At 67.4% G+C, this 16,171-nt stretch carries 16 protein-coding genes; 3 read left to right on the top strand and 13 right to left on the bottom strand.

Features of this window, described 5'->3' with window-relative positions; translation table 11 throughout:
- Positions 1-51: 51 nt before the first annotated feature.
- From F1654_RS06365 to F1654_RS06340, 6 genes are all read right to left on the bottom strand, one after another.
- Positions 52-1,200: a trans-sulfuration enzyme family protein gene (locus tag F1654_RS06365; protein WP_150022695.1), complete on the bottom strand. Its 1,149-nt coding sequence runs from the start codon at positions 1,198-1,200 to the stop codon at positions 52-54.
- On the bottom strand, positions 1,197-2,114 hold the full coding sequence (locus F1654_RS06360; RefSeq protein WP_150022694.1) for an alpha/beta fold hydrolase: 918 nt from the start codon (positions 2,112-2,114) through the stop codon (positions 1,197-1,199). The genes F1654_RS06365 and F1654_RS06360 overlap by 4 nt, the downstream gene beginning before the upstream one ends.
- On the bottom strand, positions 2,111-3,106 hold the full coding sequence (locus F1654_RS06355) for a hypothetical protein (RefSeq protein ID WP_150022693.1): 996 nt from the start codon (positions 3,104-3,106) through the stop codon (positions 2,111-2,113). Before F1654_RS06355 ends, F1654_RS06360 begins: the two co-directional genes overlap by 4 nt.
- A 213-nt stretch (positions 3,107-3,319) precedes the next feature.
- Positions 3,320-4,183 carry a diacylglycerol/lipid kinase family protein gene (locus tag F1654_RS06350; protein ID WP_150022692.1) on the bottom strand — a complete coding sequence of 288 codons (864 nt, stop codon included), beginning with the start codon at positions 4,181-4,183 and terminating at the stop codon, positions 3,320-3,322.
- Between the two features lie 69 nt (positions 4,184-4,252).
- The gene (locus F1654_RS06345; RefSeq protein ID WP_199200485.1) at positions 4,253-5,248 is read right to left on the bottom strand and encodes a YeiH family protein; all 996 of its coding nucleotides are present in this window, start codon (positions 5,246-5,248) and stop codon (positions 4,253-4,255) included.
- Between the two features lie 44 nt (positions 5,249-5,292).
- The gene (locus F1654_RS06340; RefSeq protein WP_150022690.1) at positions 5,293-5,559 is read right to left on the bottom strand and encodes a DUF6356 family protein; all 267 of its coding nucleotides are present in this window, start codon (positions 5,557-5,559) and stop codon (positions 5,293-5,295) included.
- 122 nt (positions 5,560-5,681) lie between these two features.
- Between F1654_RS06340 and F1654_RS06335 the strand changes: the two genes are divergently transcribed.
- Positions 5,682-6,143 (top strand): Lrp/AsnC family transcriptional regulator, encoded by a 462-nt coding sequence (locus F1654_RS06335; RefSeq protein ID WP_150023366.1) that lies wholly within the window; start codon positions 5,682-5,684, stop codon positions 6,141-6,143.
- A 3-nt stretch (positions 6,144-6,146) separates the two neighbouring features.
- Here the strand turns inward: F1654_RS06335 and F1654_RS06330 are convergent, their stop codons facing one another.
- From F1654_RS06330 to F1654_RS06310, 5 genes are all read right to left on the bottom strand, one after another.
- Positions 6,147-7,553: an NAD(P)(+) transhydrogenase (Re/Si-specific) subunit beta gene (locus tag F1654_RS06330; protein ID WP_150022689.1), complete on the bottom strand. Its 1,407-nt coding sequence runs from the start codon at positions 7,551-7,553 to the stop codon at positions 6,147-6,149.
- 62 nt (positions 7,554-7,615) lie between these two features.
- On the bottom strand, positions 7,616-7,936 hold the full coding sequence (locus F1654_RS06325) for a proton-translocating transhydrogenase family protein (protein ID WP_150022688.1): 321 nt from the start codon (positions 7,934-7,936) through the stop codon (positions 7,616-7,618).
- A gap of 115 nt (positions 7,937-8,051) precedes the next feature.
- On the bottom strand, positions 8,052-9,185 hold the full coding sequence (locus tag F1654_RS06320; protein ID WP_150022687.1) for a Re/Si-specific NAD(P)(+) transhydrogenase subunit alpha: 1,134 nt from the start codon (positions 9,183-9,185) through the stop codon (positions 8,052-8,054).
- A 97-nt stretch (positions 9,186-9,282) separates the two neighbouring features.
- Positions 9,283-9,594 (bottom strand): aa3-type cytochrome c oxidase subunit IV, encoded by a 312-nt coding sequence (locus F1654_RS06315; protein ID WP_150022686.1) that lies wholly within the window; start codon positions 9,592-9,594, stop codon positions 9,283-9,285.
- Between the two features lie 109 nt (positions 9,595-9,703).
- The gene (locus tag F1654_RS06310) at positions 9,704-10,627 is read right to left on the bottom strand and encodes an alpha/beta fold hydrolase (protein ID WP_150022685.1); all 924 of its coding nucleotides are present in this window, start codon (positions 10,625-10,627) and stop codon (positions 9,704-9,706) included.
- 280 nt (positions 10,628-10,907) lie between these two features.
- Between F1654_RS06310 and F1654_RS06305 the strand changes: the two genes are divergently transcribed.
- Complete coding sequence (locus F1654_RS06305; RefSeq protein WP_150022684.1) at positions 10,908-12,377, top strand: sigma-54-dependent transcriptional regulator; 1,470 nt, start codon at positions 10,908-10,910, stop codon at positions 12,375-12,377.
- A 23-nt stretch (positions 12,378-12,400) separates the two neighbouring features.
- On the opposite strand, the gene F1654_RS06300 is transcribed toward F1654_RS06305, so the two are convergent.
- Positions 12,401-12,865, bottom strand: a complete 465-nt coding sequence (locus F1654_RS06300) for an ASCH domain-containing protein (protein ID WP_150022683.1) — start codon at positions 12,863-12,865, stop codon at positions 12,401-12,403.
- A gap of 267 nt (positions 12,866-13,132) precedes the next feature.
- On the opposite strand from F1654_RS06300, the gene F1654_RS06295 reads away from it, so the two are divergent.
- Complete coding sequence (locus F1654_RS06295; RefSeq protein WP_150022682.1) at positions 13,133-14,887, top strand: DUF885 domain-containing protein; 1,755 nt, start codon at positions 13,133-13,135, stop codon at positions 14,885-14,887.
- Here the strand turns inward: F1654_RS06295 and F1654_RS06290 are convergent.
- Positions 14,884-16,077 carry an NAD-dependent epimerase/dehydratase family protein gene (locus F1654_RS06290; protein ID WP_150022681.1) on the bottom strand — a complete coding sequence of 398 codons (1,194 nt, stop codon included), beginning with the start codon at positions 16,075-16,077 and terminating at the stop codon, positions 14,884-14,886. The genes F1654_RS06295 and F1654_RS06290 overlap by 4 nt on opposite strands.
- Positions 16,078-16,171 lie beyond the last annotated feature (94 nt).

The raw sequence follows: 16,171 nt of genomic DNA, 5'->3' as shown, positions 1-16,171 counted from the left end.
GTGTTCGCCGGACAGTCTAACCGGCTTGCACGCCGCGCGAAGCCCGCTTTCTCAGGCCCGGTGTTCCAGCGCTTCAGCGAGATCGTCCCAGAGATCGTCCACATGCTCCAGCCCCACCGACAGGCGCACCAGTCCGTCGCCCACGCCTGCTTGCGCGCGCGCCTCGGGGCTCATGGCCGCATGGGTCATCAGGGCGGGGATGGCCACCAGCGATTCGGTTCCGCCCAGCGACTGGGCGAGGGTGAAGAGCGACAGGCGCTGCGTCAGCTGATGGGCGGCCTTCACTCCAGTTGAGAGCTCAAAGCTCAGGAGCGGGCCGAACCCGTCCTGCTGGCGTGCGGCGATGGCGTGGCCGGGATGGCCCTTGAGGCCGGGATAATCCACCCGCGCCACACCCCTGTGGGCGTTGAGGCGCGAAGCCAGCTCCAGAGCGGCCTCTGACTGCACCCGCGCACGTACTGGCAAGGTGCGCAAGCCTCTCAGGGCGAGGAAGGCGTCAAACGCCGCCCCGCCCGTGCCAGCGGCGTTGGCCCACCAGGACAGGCGTTCGGCAAGCTCCGCCTCGCGCACGCACACAACCCCGCCCACCATGTCCGAATGGCCGTTGATCAGCTTGGTCAGGGAGGCCAGCGCGATGTCCGCGCCCAGCTCCAGCGGGCGCTGAAGGGCGGGCGAGAGCACGGTATTGTCGACCACGCTCACTGCGCCCGCCTTGCGGGCCAGCGCGCAGGCCGCTTCCAGGTCCGTGATGCGCAGGCGCGGATTGGACGGGGTCTCGAAAAACGCCAGCGCCGCGCCCGGCTTGAGAGCCTCTGACAAGGCCTCAGGATCGGTGCAGTCGGCATAGACCAGATCAAAGCCGCGCTGGCGCGCGCGGGCGTCAAACAGCCGGCGCGTGCCGCCATAGCAGTCATGGGCGCATACGATACGCGCGCCAATGGGCAAATCATTGAGCACCAGATCGATGGCGGCCATGCCCGAGGCGGTGACCACCGCCCCCGACGCGCCATCCAGATCGGCCAGGGTGCGCGCCAGCAGGTCGCGGCCGGGATGGGCGGTGCGGGCGTAATCAAACGGGCCGGGCGCAGCCGGGTCATCGCGGCGGTATGCCGCTGACAGGCTGACCGGGGCCACCACCGCGCCATGGGCGGGGTCGGCATTGATGCCGGCGCGCGCTGCGCGGGTGCTGAACCGGGTCATGCGTCGCCCCGCAGGAAGGCGTTGACCGCTTCGGTTTCTTTCAGGAAGCCGTCATGGCCGTAAAGGCTGTCGATCCGGGTGATGCTGGCGCGGGGCATGCGCGCGGCGGCGGCCTCCACGTCCTCCGGCGGGACCAGCCGGTCGGAATTGATCGCCAGGAAGCGCACGGGGACGGCTATCGCCTCCACCGCAATATCCACCGCATCCATGGACTGGGACAGGACCAGAAAGCGCTCGGGCCGGGTCTCGCGCGCCCAGGCGCCGCCGCGCGCGGCCAGATAGGATTGCACGGCTTCAGGCCCGTCAAAGCGCGCGGCGAACTCTTCAGGCGTGCGGTAAGTGGTCATGGCCAGGCGCCGGGCGAGATCGAGCGCTTCGGCGCCCCGTCCGGTCTCCAGCCCCAGATGCACGATCTCGCGCTGGATCGCACGCCAGGCCGTGGCCATGGGATGGGGGCGGGCGGCGGCGCACAATATGTCGGCGCGGATGACGCGTTCAGGCGCAGCGGCGGCGATGGCCAGCGCCGTCATGCCGCCATAGCTGGCGCCGACCAGGGTGAAGCGGTCCAGTCCCGCCGCATCAGCCAGCGCCAGCGCGGCGTCGGCCTGGTCCTCCACACTGGGGAAGGGCCGGGCGGCCTCGCCCAGAAAATCCAGGCTCAGAAAGCGGCCCGTGCGCGGATTGAGCGCGCCGCCCGGTCCGGCGACGCCCGGCCACCAGCCCGGCCCGTCCGCATCGTCCAGCAGTCTGCGCCCGGCCGAAATCCCGCCCAGCACGATGGCGGCCGGTCCCTCGGCTGCGCCCGCCAGCCGGCCCGTGGCCTCATACCAGCCGCCGCTGCGCGCGCCATAGCCGCAGACCAGATCCTCCACCGGCCAGGGGGCGAGGGGGGGCTTCAGGACGGCGGCGCTCATGAACAGTGGGCCTCGATCAGACGGTTGAGATCGCCAATGATGCTGGCCGCGGTGGGCGCACGGCCCGCGCCCTTGCCCGCCACGATCACCTGGGCGCCGCGCTCAGGGCTCAGGACCACGCAATTGCCTTCTGCGCGCGTGCGCGCCAGTGCGTCGGTTTCGGCCAGCGCCTCAAGGCGAACCTGCGCTGTGACGCGCGCCCCGGACCGCTCCAGCAGCCCAACCTGGCGCAGGCGCCGGGACTGGCGGCGCGCCGCTGCGGCTGCGCCTGCGGGCAGCTCGCGGATGGATTCGCGTTTGATGGCCGCCGGGTCGAGATCCGCGCCCCAGGCCTCGCGGGCGATGAGGGCCAGCTTGTTGGCCGCGTCCAGACCGTCCAGATCGGCGCTCGGGTCGGCCTCGGCGAAACCCGCCGCCTGGGCGCCGGCGATGGCCGCTTCCAGGCTGTCGCCCTCCCACAGACGGTCGAGCACGTAATTGGACGTGCCGTTGAGCACGCCGCGCACACGCGCCACGCCCGCCCCGGATGCGGCCAGACGCGCCACGGTCTCCAGCACCGGCGCCCCGCCGCCAACAGCGGCCGAGTATGCAAAGGCCCGCCCCTGCGCCCGCGCCGCGCGGATCAGGTCGGGCCGGCGCGCGGCCACGTCCTTGTTGGCGCTGACGATATGGCAGCCGGCCCCGGCGGCCCTGGCGAGCAGGGCTTCAGCTTCATCTCCGCCGGGCAGGGCTTCGATCACCAGCTCCGGCGCCGTCTCAAACAGGGCGTCTGCATTGGTGAAGACCGGGGCGGGAAAAGCGCCGGCGGGCCGGGGGGTGCGCGCCAGAATGCCTGTCAGCACGAGCGGGCGGGGCAGGCGTTCAATCACCCCGCCGCCCACAACGCCGCAGCCCAGAACCACCGTGCGCAGGGGGCGCAGGACCCGTCGGGCCGCAAGGCGCGCCTCCAGGGAGGCTTCTGGTTGGGTGAGGGCTTTGAGGGGGGCGGTCATGGCGGTCTCCTGGTCGGGCGTGGGGCTTGCGCACGCAGGGAACAGGGACGGCGTCCAGACTTATGCGATCAGACCTCATTGCGCCCGAGGGCGCTGTTCATCCAATCGCTTCGCTTTAGCCGCATTTGTTCCGCGCCCGCAAGCTGAAGCTCAAATCGGCGCGCGATGAGATATAAAGATATGTTTATATCGTGTCCAGCAGAAAAGTGCGGCTCAGGCGTCTTCCAGCAAAAGCAGGGGGATGGCCGCGGGGGCGAAGGTCACTGACAGGCGCGTGCCTGCGTATTGGGGCTCACCGTCCAGCATCACCGGGATGGGGCGGCGCGACCAGATCCTGAGCGCCCGGGCCTGACCGGCATGGACATGTCCGCCGATCTCCCGTGTTGATTCCACGAAGGTTTCCAGGGTCGCACCCCACAGATCAAGCGGGCTGGTAAGATTGACCGCCACCAGCGACAACGCGCCTGCGCGCGGCTCCACCGCCGCCATCAGCCCGCTGGCTTGGCGCAGGCGCACCGCGCCGCCGCCATCGGCCCGGAAGCGCAGGCGCGGGCCAAACAAATGCACCATGCCGGCCACGGCCCGGCTCATCGCATCGCGCAGCCGGTGGGGGCGGCGCGGATCACGGATCGCCTCACGCGCCCTTGCAAACGTTGTGGGAAAGCCGGCCGCTGCTGCGATCAGGAAAACCGAAGCGTCCATCAGCCCGGCGTCCAGCCGGCCCGGCTTCGCGTCCGCCAACCCGGCCAGGATCGCCTCGGCGCCCGCCTGGCCATAGATCCGTTTGGGCAGGAGATTGGCGGTGCCCAGAGGCAGCGGGACCAGGAACGGGCCGTCATCGCCCGCGCCGCAATCATGGAGCGCCTGGGCGCCGGCCCGCGCCGTGCCGTCCCCGCCCAGCGTGACGATCACATTGGCGCCGGCCTCGATCGCCTTGCGGGCGGCGGCGAGGGGATCGTCATCTTCGAACACGCCCATGAGCTCCAGCGCGCAGGCGTCTTTCAGGGCGGCCAGGCGGGCCGCGCCATCCGGACCGCTGAACTTGCGCGGATTGGCGATGAAGGCGGCGCGCTTCATGGGAGCGTGAGCGGAGCGTCAGGGATCATGGCGCCAAGCGTCCCATTGAACCGGGCAGCGGCGCAAGCCTCAGATCAGGAACCAGGCGCCGGCAAAGGTCGCAGATAGAAGGACCAGCGAGGCCAGCGCGCACAAAACGATGGGCCGCCAGCCCGCGCGCAGAATGCCGCGCGGATCAATGGCGAGGCCGAGTCCCGCCAGCGCGGCGCAGAATAACAGCGCGGCGAGCTGGGCGCTGGCGCTGGTCAGTCCGTCCGGCAAGGGCGCCTGCCAGGCGATCAGGGCGGCGATCACAAATCCGGTGACGAACCAAGGCGGGACAAGGCGCGCCAGCCCCTGCTTGCCATTGGCGCCGCCGGGCGCCAGCAGCATAAGCACGGGCGCCAGCATGGCCACGCGCACCAGCTTGGCGCCCACGCCCGGCGCGCTGGCCTCTTCATCCAGTGCGGCGGCGGCGCCGGTGGCGTGGGCCAGCTCGTGCAGGGAAGCGCCCGCCCAGATGCCGGCGCTGACCGGCGCCATGCCCAGCTTGTGGGCGATCACCGGGATCAGCACCATGGCGATGCCGCCGATCAGGGTGATGGCCGCCAGGGTGGTGGTCACGGCCTCCTGGCGCGCCTTGAGGGCTGCGCCTGCGGCCAGCGCCGCCGAGGCGCCGCAGATGGAAATCCCCGCCGCCATAACCCTGGCCATGTCCCGGTCCACGCCCATCACACGCGCCAGCGCCAGCGTGGCGGCGAAGCCCACGGCCACGGCCGCGATGGCGAGCCCGGCGCCGCTCCAGCCCAGCGCCGCCAGCTCCTCGCCGCCCAGGCGCAAGCCCAGCAGCACCACGGCGGCTTTCAGTATGGGACCATAGGCGGCGCTCAGGCCCGGCATGGCGATCGCTGGCGCGCCGCCCATCATGAGCCGCAAGGCAATGCCCGCTATCAGCGCCATGGCCGGCGCGCCCAGCCAGGCCGGCGTATAGCGTGACGCAAGCACAGCCGCGCCAGCCAGCGCCAGCGCGATCAAAAGTCCAGGCAGGAGAGCGGCGAGGGCGGCGGGCCGCCAGGAGGAGGTCAAGGCCGTGTCGTCTTTCAGGGCGCCGCCGGGCCCAGCGGGCGGACTCACGCCTGTCCAGGCTGGCGGGTGGGGGCGGAAGCGGTTGAAGCCCCGGCAGACTGGCGCCGGTCGCGATGGGTGACCATGCGCTGATGCAGGCCCTCAATGCATCGTGATCCGGTTTTCACGAACAGGAAGGGCAGGAGCCCATGGATCAGGCAGGCGAGGCCTGCGCCGATCATGGCGAATCCGAATGAGGACGCCTGAGCCAGATGCTCGCCATAGCTCTCCCCCACCGAGGCGGGATGCTCTGTGAAGGCGCGCTTGATCATGCCGGTTTCCCCACGTGAAAATCAACGCTGGGAATCATGCCCCAATCCGGCTAGAAATTTCACCTAAAGTCATGCGCATAAGCGTCAGAACTTGGAATATTATTCTCAAGATGGCTCACAAACTGGATTCTATCGACCGCAAGATCATACACTGGCTGCAGCGTGACGCCGACATGCCGGTGGCCGAGCTGGCCGAGCGGGTGGGCCTGTCTCAGACGCCCTGCTGGCGCCGGGTCAAGCGGCTGACCGAGGCGGGTGTGATCCGGGGCAAGGTGGCGCTGGCCGATCCGCGCGCCTTGGGACTGAAGCTGATCGCCTTCATCGCGGTGAAGACCAACCAGCACAATGAGCGCTGGCTGGAGCGCTTTGCGCGCGGCGTGTCGGAGATGGATCACGTGCTGGAGTTTCACCGCATGAGCGGGGAGACCGATTATCTCATCAAGGTCGCTGCGCGCGACATGGAGCACTTTGACGCGATCTATAAGGAGCTGATCCAGATCGCCGATCTCAATGACGTCTCCAGCCATTTCTCCATGGAGACCATCAAGACCAGCACCGCCTTTCCGGTGCTGGACGGCGCCTAGGTCTTAATCGAGCGCCTTGACGATGGATTCGCTCATCTTCTTGGCGTCGCCAAGCAGCATCATGGTGTTGTCGCGGAAGAAGAGCGGGTTTTCGATGCCGGCATAGCCCGAGCCCATGGAGCGCTTGACGAACATCACCGTGCGCGCCTTCCACACCTGCAGCACCGGCATGCCGTAAATGGGGCTGGAGGGATCTTCCTCGGCGGCCGGGTTGGTCACGTCATTGGCGCCGATGACAAAGGCCACGTCCGCGGTGGAGAACTCGGCATTGATGTCTTCCAGCTCGAACACCTCGTCATAGGGCACCTGGGCTTCAGCCAGCAGCACGTTCATATGGCCGGGCATGCGGCCCGCCACCGGGTGGATGGCGTATGACACGTCCACGCCCTCTTCTTTAAGGGTGTCGGCCATCTCTTTGAGCGCATGCTGGGCCTGGGCCACAGCCATGCCGTAACCGGGCACGATGATGACCTTGCCTGCATTCTTCATGATGAAGGCCGCATCGTCCGCCGAGCCCAACTTGACGGCCCGGTCCACGCCAGCGTCAGCGCCGGCCGCCGAAGTGTCGGCCCCGAACCCGCCCAGGATCACCGAGATGAAGGAGCGGTTCATGCCCTTGCACATGATGTAGGACAGGATCGCGCCCGACGAGCCCACCAGCGCGCCGGTGATCAGAAGGGCGGTGTTCTCCAGCGTGAAGCCCAGCGCGGCGGCCGCCCATCCCGAATAGGAATTGAGCATCGAGACCACCACCGGCATGTCGGCGCCGCCAATGGGGATGATCAGGAGCACCCCCAGAACCAGCGCGATGATGGTGATGATCCAGAAGGCGGTCTTGGCCTGGCCGCCCGAGGCGGTGAGGAAGACGATGAATATGGCCGCCGCGATCCCCAGGCCCAGATTGAGCCAGTGCTGGCCCTTGAACACGATGGGCGCGCCGCTCATCACGCCTTGCAGCTTCATGAAGGCGATGACCGAGCCGGAGAAGGTGATGGCGCCGATGGCCGTGCCCAGAGACAGCTCCACCAGGGACAGGGCCTTGAGCCCGCCGCCCGGCGCGGCGATGCCGAAGGCTTCGGGTTCATAGAGCGCGGCGGCGGCGACCAGTACGGCGGTCAGACCCACCAGTGAGTGGAAACCGGCCACCAGCTGGGGCATGGCCGTCATGGCGATGCGCCGGGCGATCAACGCGCCAATGCCCCCGCCAATGGCCACTGCGCCAATGATCAGGAGAATGCCCATGCCTGTGAGATCCACCACCAGCAGGGTGGTGGTCACGGCCACAGCCATGCCGGCCATGCCGAAATAATTGCCTTGCCGCGAGGTTTCCGGGCTCGACAGGCCGCGCAGGGCCAGGATGAACAATATGCCGGATACCAGATACAGAAGGGCGGCGAGATCAGCGGACATGGCGGAAGTCTTTCACCGGGAGCAGCGCAAAGGGCGGGAAACGGGCCGTGAGGAGTGACCGGTCAGGTCTTGCCCGCAGATTTGTCTTTCTTCTTGTACATGGCCAGCATGCGCTGGGTGACCAGGAAGCCGCCGAAGATATTGATGCTGGCCAGCAACACCCCAAGTACGCCCAGCCCCTTGGCGAATTGCGCGCCTTCGCTGGCGGTAGCCGCGGCCGCAGCGATGAGCGCGCCCACGATGATCACCGAGGAGATGGCGTTGGTCACGCTCATCAGCGGCGTATGCAGGGCCGGGGTCACCGACCACACCACGTAATAGCCGACAAAGACCGCGAGCACGAAAATCGCGAGGCGGAAAACATTGGGATCGACGGCGTCCATGCGGGGCTCCGTTTGGCGGCTGCCTTGGATCAGGCCGCGATAATCGCGGCGGCGGCGAAAGCGCTCAGCGTGACGATGGCGGTCACGGCGATGGCGATCTGGGTCAAGCGGCGTTTCATGAGCCGTCTCCTTTGAGGGCGGGATGGACCACCTCCCCGTCGCGGGTCAGGGCCATTCCCTTGATGATATCGTCGTCCCAATGGGGCGCCAGCGCGCCGTCTTCAGCGCGCAGGAGCGGATAGAGATGGACCAGATTGCGCGCCAGCAAAGAGGAGGAGTCTGCGGGCAGGCGCGCGGGCAGGTCGCCATAGCCCGCAATCTTCACCCCGTTATGGACAATCACCTCGCCAGATCGGGTCAGCTCGCAATTGCCGCCATTGGCCGCCGCGATGTCGATGATCACCGAGCTGGGCTTCATGGTGTCCACCATGGCTTTGGTCAGCAGGCGCGGCGCAGGCCGGCCGGGAATCAGGGCCGTGGTGATGATCACGTCCTGCTTGAGGATGTGAGAGGCGACGAGCTCGGCCTGCTTGGCCTTGTAGGTCTCGCTCATTTCCCTGGCGTAGCCGCCGGCGGTTTCGGCGGCCTTGAACTCTTCATCTTCCACCGCCACGAACTTGGCGCCCAGCGAGGCGACCTGTTCCTTGGCGGCGGGGCGCACGTCGGTGGCGGTCACGATGGCGCCCAGGCGCCGGGCGGTGGCGATGGCCTGCAGGCCGGCCACGCCAACGCCCATCACGAAGACGCGCGCCGCCGCAATGGTGCCCGCCGCCGTCATCATCATCGGGAAGGCGCGGCCGTAGAGCGCAGAGGCTTCCACCACGGCGCGGTAACCGGCCAGATTGGATTGCGAGGAGAGCGCGTCCATGGACTGGGCGCGGGTGATGCGCGGCGTGTACTCCATGGCCAGGGCGTTGACCCCGGCCTTGGCGCACACGGCGGCGAAGTCCGACGCGCCATGGGGTTCGAGCAGGCCCACCAGCACCGCGCCGGGTTTGAGCGCGCTGATCACTGAGTCATCGGGGCGGCGCACCGCGAACAGGGCGTCGGCGTCTTTCAGCGCCGCCTTGCGCGCTGCGAGGGTCGCGCCCGCCGCCTCATAGGCGGAATCAGGAAAATCGGCATGGGCGCCCGCGCCGGTCTCCACGCTCACCTGCGCGCCGGCCTTGATCAGCGCCTTGACGCTGTCAGGCGTGGCGGCCACGCGGGTTTCACCGGGTCGTGTTTCAGCAAGGATGGCGATGCGCATGAGATCTCACGGGGCAGCACGGCGAACGCCGCTGCTCCAAGCATGCGCAAATCTTTATGAAAGGCAAACGGGATTTAAGTCCCGCGTGCGCTTGCGCCTACTGGCCGCCGGCCATCATGCCGGCGATCAGCATGGTCACCCCGCCCGAAATCACGGTGATGACCGCCAGAACGCCCAGCGAGAACCAGTAGAGCGCGCCCTGCTTCAGGACGAGACCCGATACGCCGCCTGCGATCAGCGAAACGATCAGCGCCGACACCCAGCCCTGACCGGCGGCGAACACCAGGGTCAGATACAAAACGATCAGCGACAGGAGGATGGTGATGAACACCGACACCTTCATGGCGCCCACGAACGTGTCGTGCTGGTGGGTGATGTCCATCTGCCCGCGGGTGTAGTCTTCAGCCATCGTCCGGATCCTTCGTCTTGGGCGCCCTGCATGCAGGGCGTCATGCGTCTTGAAGCGGCGTCTAGCATGGCCCGGCGCCCCCGCCAAGACCGCGCTGCGCCGCAGGGGTTCAGGCTGGCGCCCAGCCCTGGATAAGGGCGTCGAGCGCGGCGGTTACCGCCAGCGGGTCGTCCAGAATCAGATGGTGACGCGCCAGCGGAACCGTCACGAAGGGCGAGCGGGTGAAGACCGAGCGCATATAGTCCCAGGTCTCCGCGTTCATCAGGTCCGAGCGCTCGCCGCGGATGAAAGCCAGCGGGCAGCCCAGCGCCTTGGCGGCCGCTTCGGGGTCGCGGCGCTCATAGGTGAGCTTGGCCCATAGCCCGGGATCGAACCACCAGGTCCAGCCCTCCTCGGTCTGTTTGAGCGAGCCGCGCGCCACATGATCGACCAGCCAGAGATTGTCGCAGGGCTGGGCGGGCAAGAGGCGGAAGCGCGCCAGCGCGCTGGCCAGGTCAGGATAGGCGCGGCCGCCGCGGCGCGGCGGCGCGCCTTCGCGCTGTTTTTCGGGCTTGCGGATCGGGCTGTCGAGAATCACCGCCGCGCGCAGATCGCCGCCAAAGCCGGTGACGGCCTGAAGGGTGACGAAGCCGCCGAACGAGTGCCCGATGAAAATCGGCTTGCCCGACTCGAACGCGCCGGCGTGTTCAGCCGCCGCGCGCATGTCGGCGGCGTGGCCGGCCATGGTGTAGACGTCTCGCCAGCCGCTTTCGCCCATGCCGGCCAGATCCGGCGCGATCACCCGCCGGCCTTGCGCCGCCAGGAACGGGCCAAGCGCGTCCCACCAGCCCTTGTGCGCCGTGCCGCCATGGATCAGCACCAGCGCCGGGTCGCCGCGCCGCCCCCAGGCTTTCCAGGCCAGGGATGCGCCCTCGCGCTCCACCCGTCCGGCCTCGAACGGAACCGCCAGGGCGTGTGTGAACCAGTCCGGCGCAGACACCGGCGCGCCGCCAAGATCCGCCAGCGGCGGCGGCAGGGGAACAGCATCAGTCATGAGCGGGGCTCCGTGAACACGGACAGGAAAGGTGAACAGGGTTAGCCCCCGTGCTGCGGCGCGTCAAATGGCGGGCGCCGGGGCGTGGAGCTGAATCTCTAACTCTTTCTTTACCCTAACCAATTCTGACCGGCTCTTACACGTGATCTTTACCGGGCATGTCCCATAACGGTGCGCATCAAGACGGGAGGACGGCCGCGGGGCCGGCACGGGGAAAACCCCGGCCGGCGCCGCAGCAGAAGCCGCCCCCGGTGGATGGGACCGAAAGGGCGTGGGTGAGATGGCGAAGACCGTACTGGTCGTCGATGACGATCCGACCCAGCGCCGCCTGATGCAGGCGGTGCTGGAAAAGCAGGGACATGCATTCCAGGGCGCCGAGGACGGCGATGCGGGCCTGGCCGTCGTCAAGCGCGGCGGGATCGACGTGGTCATGCTCGACATGATCATGCCGGGCATGGACGGGGTCGAGACCCTGGAGGCGATCAAGGCGCGCGAGCCCGATCTGCCTGTGATCATGCTCACCGCCCATGGCGGCATCGAGACCGTGGTCAAGGCCATGCGCGCAGGCGCGGTGGACTTCTTCGTCAAGCCGGCCAGCCCGGAACGCATTGCGGTGTCGATCCGCAACGCGCTCAAGGTCAAGGATCTGTCAGGCGAGGTGACGCGGCTGAAAAAAACCCGTTCGGGCCAGCTGGGCTTCGCCGACATGATCGCCGGCGCCCCGGCCATGCGCCAGGTGGTGCGCCTGGGCGAGCGGGCGGCCAAATCCAACATTCCGATCCTGATCACCGGCGAGAGCGGCGTCGGCAAGGAGCTGGTGGCGCGCTCGATCGCAGCGGCGTCCGACCGGGCGGGCCGGCCCTTCGTGGCGGTCAATTGCGGGGCGATCCCGGAAAACCTGGTGGAATCCACCCTGTTCGGCCACGAAAAAGGCTCGTTTACCGGCGCCGTGGCCAAGCATCTGGGCAAGTTCCAGGAGGCCGATGGCGGCACGCTCTTCCTGGACGAGATCGGCGAGCTGCCGCTGGACATGCAGGTCAAGCTCTTGCGCGCCCTGCAGGAAGGCGAAGTGGACCCGGTGGGCTCGCGCCGTCCGGTGAAGGTGGATGTGCGCATCGTTTCGGCGACCAATCGCGATCTGGCTGAACAGGTCAAATCGGGCGCCTTCCGCGAGGATTTGTTCTACCGCCTCAATGTCTTCCCCATCGAGGTGCCCTCGCTGGAGAGGCGCCGCGAGGACATCCCCGCCCTGGTGCGCCACTTCATCGCCCGCTTCAACGCCCAGGAAGGCAAGGCGGTTCTGGACGCCACCGGCGAGACCATGGACCTGCTCTCCCGCCATGCCTGGAAAGGCAATGTGCGTCAGCTGGAAAATGCGGTGTTCCGCGCGGTGGTGCTGTGTGACAGCGATTATCTCACGCCCGAGGACTTCCCGCAGATTTCAGGCCTGACCCCCACCTTGCGTGAGGATGCGCCTGCGCCGGCGGAAGCTGCGCCATCGGCCCCGGAGGTGTTCGACGCGTCCCAGGCGGGCGAGGATGAAGACGCGCTGAGGGTGGATATCCTGGATGCGGGCGGGCATCTGCGTCCGCTGGAGGCCATCGAGCGTGATCTCATCGCCTTCGCCATCGAGACCTATTCAGGCCGTATGGCCGAGGTGGCCCGGCGCCTGGGCGTGGGCCGCTCGACCCTGTACCGCAAGGTGCGCGAATACGATCTGGAAGTGGATAATTTCCGCGAAGCGGGGTGAGGGCGGCTGGGCGCCAGGCTGTATCAGTCCGGCGCCCAGACCCGTTCGAAGCGTTCGCACACCACGTCGAGATCATCTGAATAGTCGAAGCCTTCGCGCTGGGCCTCGCGGCGCCAGAAGGCGCGATGGGCGTCCAGCCACCAGGCCAGCGTCTTGTCGCCCTCTCCTTCCTCGAACGCGAACTCCGCCGTGACAGCATTGACCGGCATGATGTCGACCCGCGTGGTGCGGATCACGCAAACGGGCTCGCCAGCCCCGTTCAGGATCAGCGCCAGATCGCCCGGCCCTGGCCGGGTTTCGTCGTCATACCAGTGATTCAGAGAGGCGCTGGCGCGCTTCTCGCCAGCGATGACCAGAGCTGCGAGCTGATCCTGCATGTCCGGGCTGTCACCGAAGACGTCCACAAAGCGCGGCGCATCTGCGTCATGGCCGGTAGCGGCCTGAAATCGCGACCAGAAGGCGCGCTGGCTGGGTGTGAGTTTGACCAAATCAATCCGTCCAGCCGGGCCGTGAAATCATAAGAGCGAGCTTGATTGACCGCTGCGCTGACGCCGGTCTGTGACCCTTATCAGGCCTGGCCATTCGATGCCAATCATCCGGGTCAAATTCAGACTGTAATCCTGCGCTGGACGGGTAAGACGGGAGTGTCTGCCCCGAGTTTCGGCGCCCCGGCTCTTGAGCCGGGGCGCTGTGTGCTGTGTCATGTCCGGCGACAGTCCGGGCCGCCAAGGCCCTGATGCGCAGGAGACGCCGACATGATCCGCACCGCCGCCCTCGCCCTGGCCCTGGCTTTCAGCCCGGTCCTGGCCCCTGAATCCCGGTCCGCCTCGCCTGACGCTTTCGCCCAGCTGGTGGCCGATTATGAGGCGTTTCTGGATGAGCGCGATCTCAATGCCCGCGCCCGGCGCGGCGATCTGGAGGCGGCGGCCCGCTGGCCCGATGCTGGCTTTGAGGCGGTTGAAAGCTGGGATGCGGCCATGGCCGATTTCTACGCCAGGCTGGCAGAGATCGACGCCTCGGCTCTGACCGGAACCGATGTGGCGAGCCACGCCGTGCTTTCCTACACCCTGCGCACCGCGGTGGAGCTGCCGCGCGCACGCACCGCCATGACGCCGTTCACCAATGATAGCGGCTTCCACACCTCGCCCGATTTCGCCGCCATGGGCGCGCGGGTGCGCACCGTGGAGGAGGCCGAGGCCTGGATTGCGCGCATCCGCGCCCTGCCGGGCTTTTTCGCCCAGCACCGCGCCTGGATGGAGCGCGGCATGCAGACCGGCTTCACCCAGCCGCGCGAGATTCTCGACGGTGTGGCCGACCAGATCGAGGCGCAGATCACGCCCGCCGCCGACAGCGCGCTGATGATGCCCATCGACGCCCTGCCATCCAGCCTGCCCGGGGCCGAGCGCGCACGTCTGCGCGAAGAGGCGCTGGAGGCGATCGAGACCGCCGCCCTGCCGGCCCTGCGCGCTCTGCACGACTTCTTCGTCTCCACCTATATCCCCAACGCCCGCGAGACCCTCGGCGCGCGTGACCTGCCTGATGGCGAGGATTTCTATCCCGCCCTGGTGCGACAGCACACCACCCTCGACCTGACGCCCGAGGACATCCACCAGACAGGCCTCGAAGAAGTGGAGCGTATCCGCGCCGAGATGGAGACCGTGATCGCCGATACCGGTTTTGAGGGCAGTTTCGCCGAGTTTCTCGAGTATCTGCGCACCGATCCGAAATTTTATGCGCAAAGCGAGATGGAGCTGATGATGCGCGCGGCCTGGCTGTCCAAGCAGGCCGACGACCAGATGCCTGCCTTCTTCAACCGCCTGCCGCGCCTGCCCTATGGCGTGCGGCCTGTACCGGCGGCGATTGCGCCCAATTACACCACGGGCCGCTACTGGTCGGGCGATCCCGAAACGGGCCGGGCGGGCGGCTATATGGTCAATACCTACCGGCTGGACCAGCGCCCGCTCTACGAGCTGCCGGCCCTGACGCTTCATGAAGCTGTTCCCGGCCATCACCACCAGATCGCGCTGGCCCAGGAGATCGAGGGCCTGCCGGACTTTCGCCGCCGCGGCTATATCACCGCCTTTGGCGAGGGCTGGGGCCTGTATTCGGAATATCTCGGCCTCGATATGGGCTTTTATCAGGACCCGTACGAGAATTTCGGCCGGCTGACCTTCGAGATGTGGCGCGCCTGCCGGCTGGTGGTGGATACCGGGATTCACTGGTTCGGCTGGACGCGCGAGCAGGCCGAGGCGTGCTTCCTGGAGAACTCCGCCCTGGCGCCGCTGAACATCACCAACGAGGTGTCGCGCTATATCTCATGGCCGGGCCAGGCGCTGGCCTACAAGACCGGCGAGATCCTGATCCGGCGCCTGCGCGCGCAAGGCGAGGCGGAGCTGGGCGAGGCGTTTGATCTGGCCGCCTTCCACGACGCCCTGCTGGAAGAGGGCGCCGTGCCGCTGGATTATCTCGAAGCGCGCATGGAAGCGTGGCTGGCTGAACAGGGCGGCTAGGACGCCGCCGCCTCCTGCGCCGCTTCCCGGTCGCGGTTCCAGTAGGACACGCATTTGACCTTGGTGCGGTCGCACCGGTCTGCGTATTTGCGGGCGATATCGGTGACCTCCTCCAGCAGGCCCTCGGCCAGCGTGATGGGGTTGAGGCCCAGCGACAGGAAGGCGGCGTTCTCCACGTGCAGGTCGTTCTCCGCCGCCTCATTGCGAGGATTGGGCAGGAAGGCCACGTCCGCGCCGGTCAGCTTGGCGATCAGCCCGGCCAGATCGCTGACCCGGTGGGTCTCGGTCATCTGGTTCATGATGCGCACCCGGTCGCCGGTCTGGGGCGGGTTCTCCACCGCCAGCTGGATGCAGCGCACCGTGTCCTGGATGTGGATGAAGGCGCGGGTCTGTCCGCCCGTGCCGTGCACGGTGAGCGGAAAGCCGATGGCGGCCTGCATCAGGAAGCGGTTGAGCACGGTGCCGTAATCGCCGTCATAGTCGAACCGGTTGATCAGGCGTTCGTCCTTGCGGGTCTCTTCAGTCTGGGTGCCCCACACGATGCCCTGGTGAAGATCGGTGATCTTGAGCCTGTCGTTCTTGTTGTAGAACTGGAACAGCAGCGCATCCTGGGTCTTGGTCATGTGATAGATGGAGCCCGGATTGGCCGGGTAGAGAATCTCGGTCTCCACCAGGCCTGCAGGCGCCTCCACCTTCACCTTGAGATAGCCTTCGGGGATTTTCATCCCCGCCGTGCCATAGCCATAGACGCCCATCGTGCCCAGATGGACCAGATGGATGTCGAGCCCGGTCTCCACAATGGCGGCCAGCACGTCATTTGTGGCGTTGAGATTATTGTCCACCGTGTAGCGCTTGTGCCGGGCCGATTTCATGGAATAGGGCGCGGCGCGCTGCTCGGCGAAATGGACGATGGCGTCGGGCTTCTCGGCGATGAGGAGATTGACCAGCTCCTGATACTGCTTGCCCACGGTCAGGTCGTGGAAAGCGATGGTGTTGCCGGAGATCTCCTTCCACGCCGCCAGGCGCACGCTCATGGGCGCCACGGGGGTGAGAGAGTCCACCTCCAGCTCAACATCGATCTTTCGGCGCGACAGATTGTCCACGATCACCACGTCATGGCCGCGCGCCGACAGGTGCAGCGCCGAGGGCCAGCCGCAAAACCCGTCTCCGCCCAGTACGATCACTTTCATCGAATGCGCCCCCTTAAAATCGCGCCAATGTTAATAGCGGTTAAGTTTTTGCAGCCCATGGCGGCGGAAGCAAGGCCGGATCATGGCGCGGCGC

It is taken from the genome of Alkalicaulis satelles (assembly GCF_008630495.1).
Lineage (GTDB): Bacteria > Pseudomonadota > Alphaproteobacteria > Caulobacterales > Maricaulaceae > Oceanicaulis > Oceanicaulis satelles.
Note: the sequence above shows the minus strand (reverse complement) of the source record. Positions and strands in the feature narration are given on the sequence as shown.

What these genes read in the sequence shown, in the direction of transcription:
- F1654_RS06365 (WP_150022695.1), bottom strand. Translation starts at nt 1,200, where the DNA reads ATGACCCGGTTCAGCACCCGCGCAGCGCGCGCCGGCATCAATGCCGAC.
- F1654_RS06360 (WP_150022694.1), bottom strand. Translation starts at nt 2,114, where the DNA reads ATGAGCGCCGCCGTCCTGAAGCCCCCCCTCGCCCCCTGGCCGGTGGAG.
- F1654_RS06355 (WP_150022693.1), bottom strand. Translation starts at nt 3,106, where the DNA reads ATGACCGCCCCCCTCAAAGCCCTCACCCAACCAGAAGCCTCCCTGGAG.
- F1654_RS06350 (WP_150022692.1), bottom strand. Translation starts at nt 4,183, where the DNA reads ATGAAGCGCGCCGCCTTCATCGCCAATCCGCGCAAGTTCAGCGGTCCG.
- F1654_RS06340 (WP_150022690.1), bottom strand. Translation starts at nt 5,559, where the DNA reads ATGATCAAGCGCGCCTTCACAGAGCATCCCGCCTCGGTGGGGGAGAGC.
- F1654_RS06330 (WP_150022689.1), bottom strand. Translation starts at nt 7,553, where the DNA reads ATGTCCGCTGATCTCGCCGCCCTTCTGTATCTGGTATCCGGCATATTG.
- F1654_RS06325 (WP_150022688.1), bottom strand. Translation starts at nt 7,936, where the DNA reads ATGGACGCCGTCGATCCCAATGTTTTCCGCCTCGCGATTTTCGTGCTC.
- F1654_RS06320 (WP_150022687.1), bottom strand. Translation starts at nt 9,185, where the DNA reads ATGCGCATCGCCATCCTTGCTGAAACACGACCCGGTGAAACCCGCGTG.
- F1654_RS06315 (WP_150022686.1), bottom strand. Translation starts at nt 9,594, where the DNA reads ATGGCTGAAGACTACACCCGCGGGCAGATGGACATCACCCACCAGCAC.
- F1654_RS06310 (WP_150022685.1), bottom strand. Translation starts at nt 10,627, where the DNA reads ATGACTGATGCTGTTCCCCTGCCGCCGCCGCTGGCGGATCTTGGCGGC.
- F1654_RS06305 (WP_150022684.1), top strand. Translation starts at nt 10,908, where the DNA reads ATGGCGAAGACCGTACTGGTCGTCGATGACGATCCGACCCAGCGCCGC.
- F1654_RS06295 (WP_150022682.1), top strand. Translation starts at nt 13,133, where the DNA reads ATGATCCGCACCGCCGCCCTCGCCCTGGCCCTGGCTTTCAGCCCGGTC.
- F1654_RS06290 (WP_150022681.1), bottom strand. Translation starts at nt 16,077, where the DNA reads ATGAAAGTGATCGTACTGGGCGGAGACGGGTTTTGCGGCTGGCCCTCG.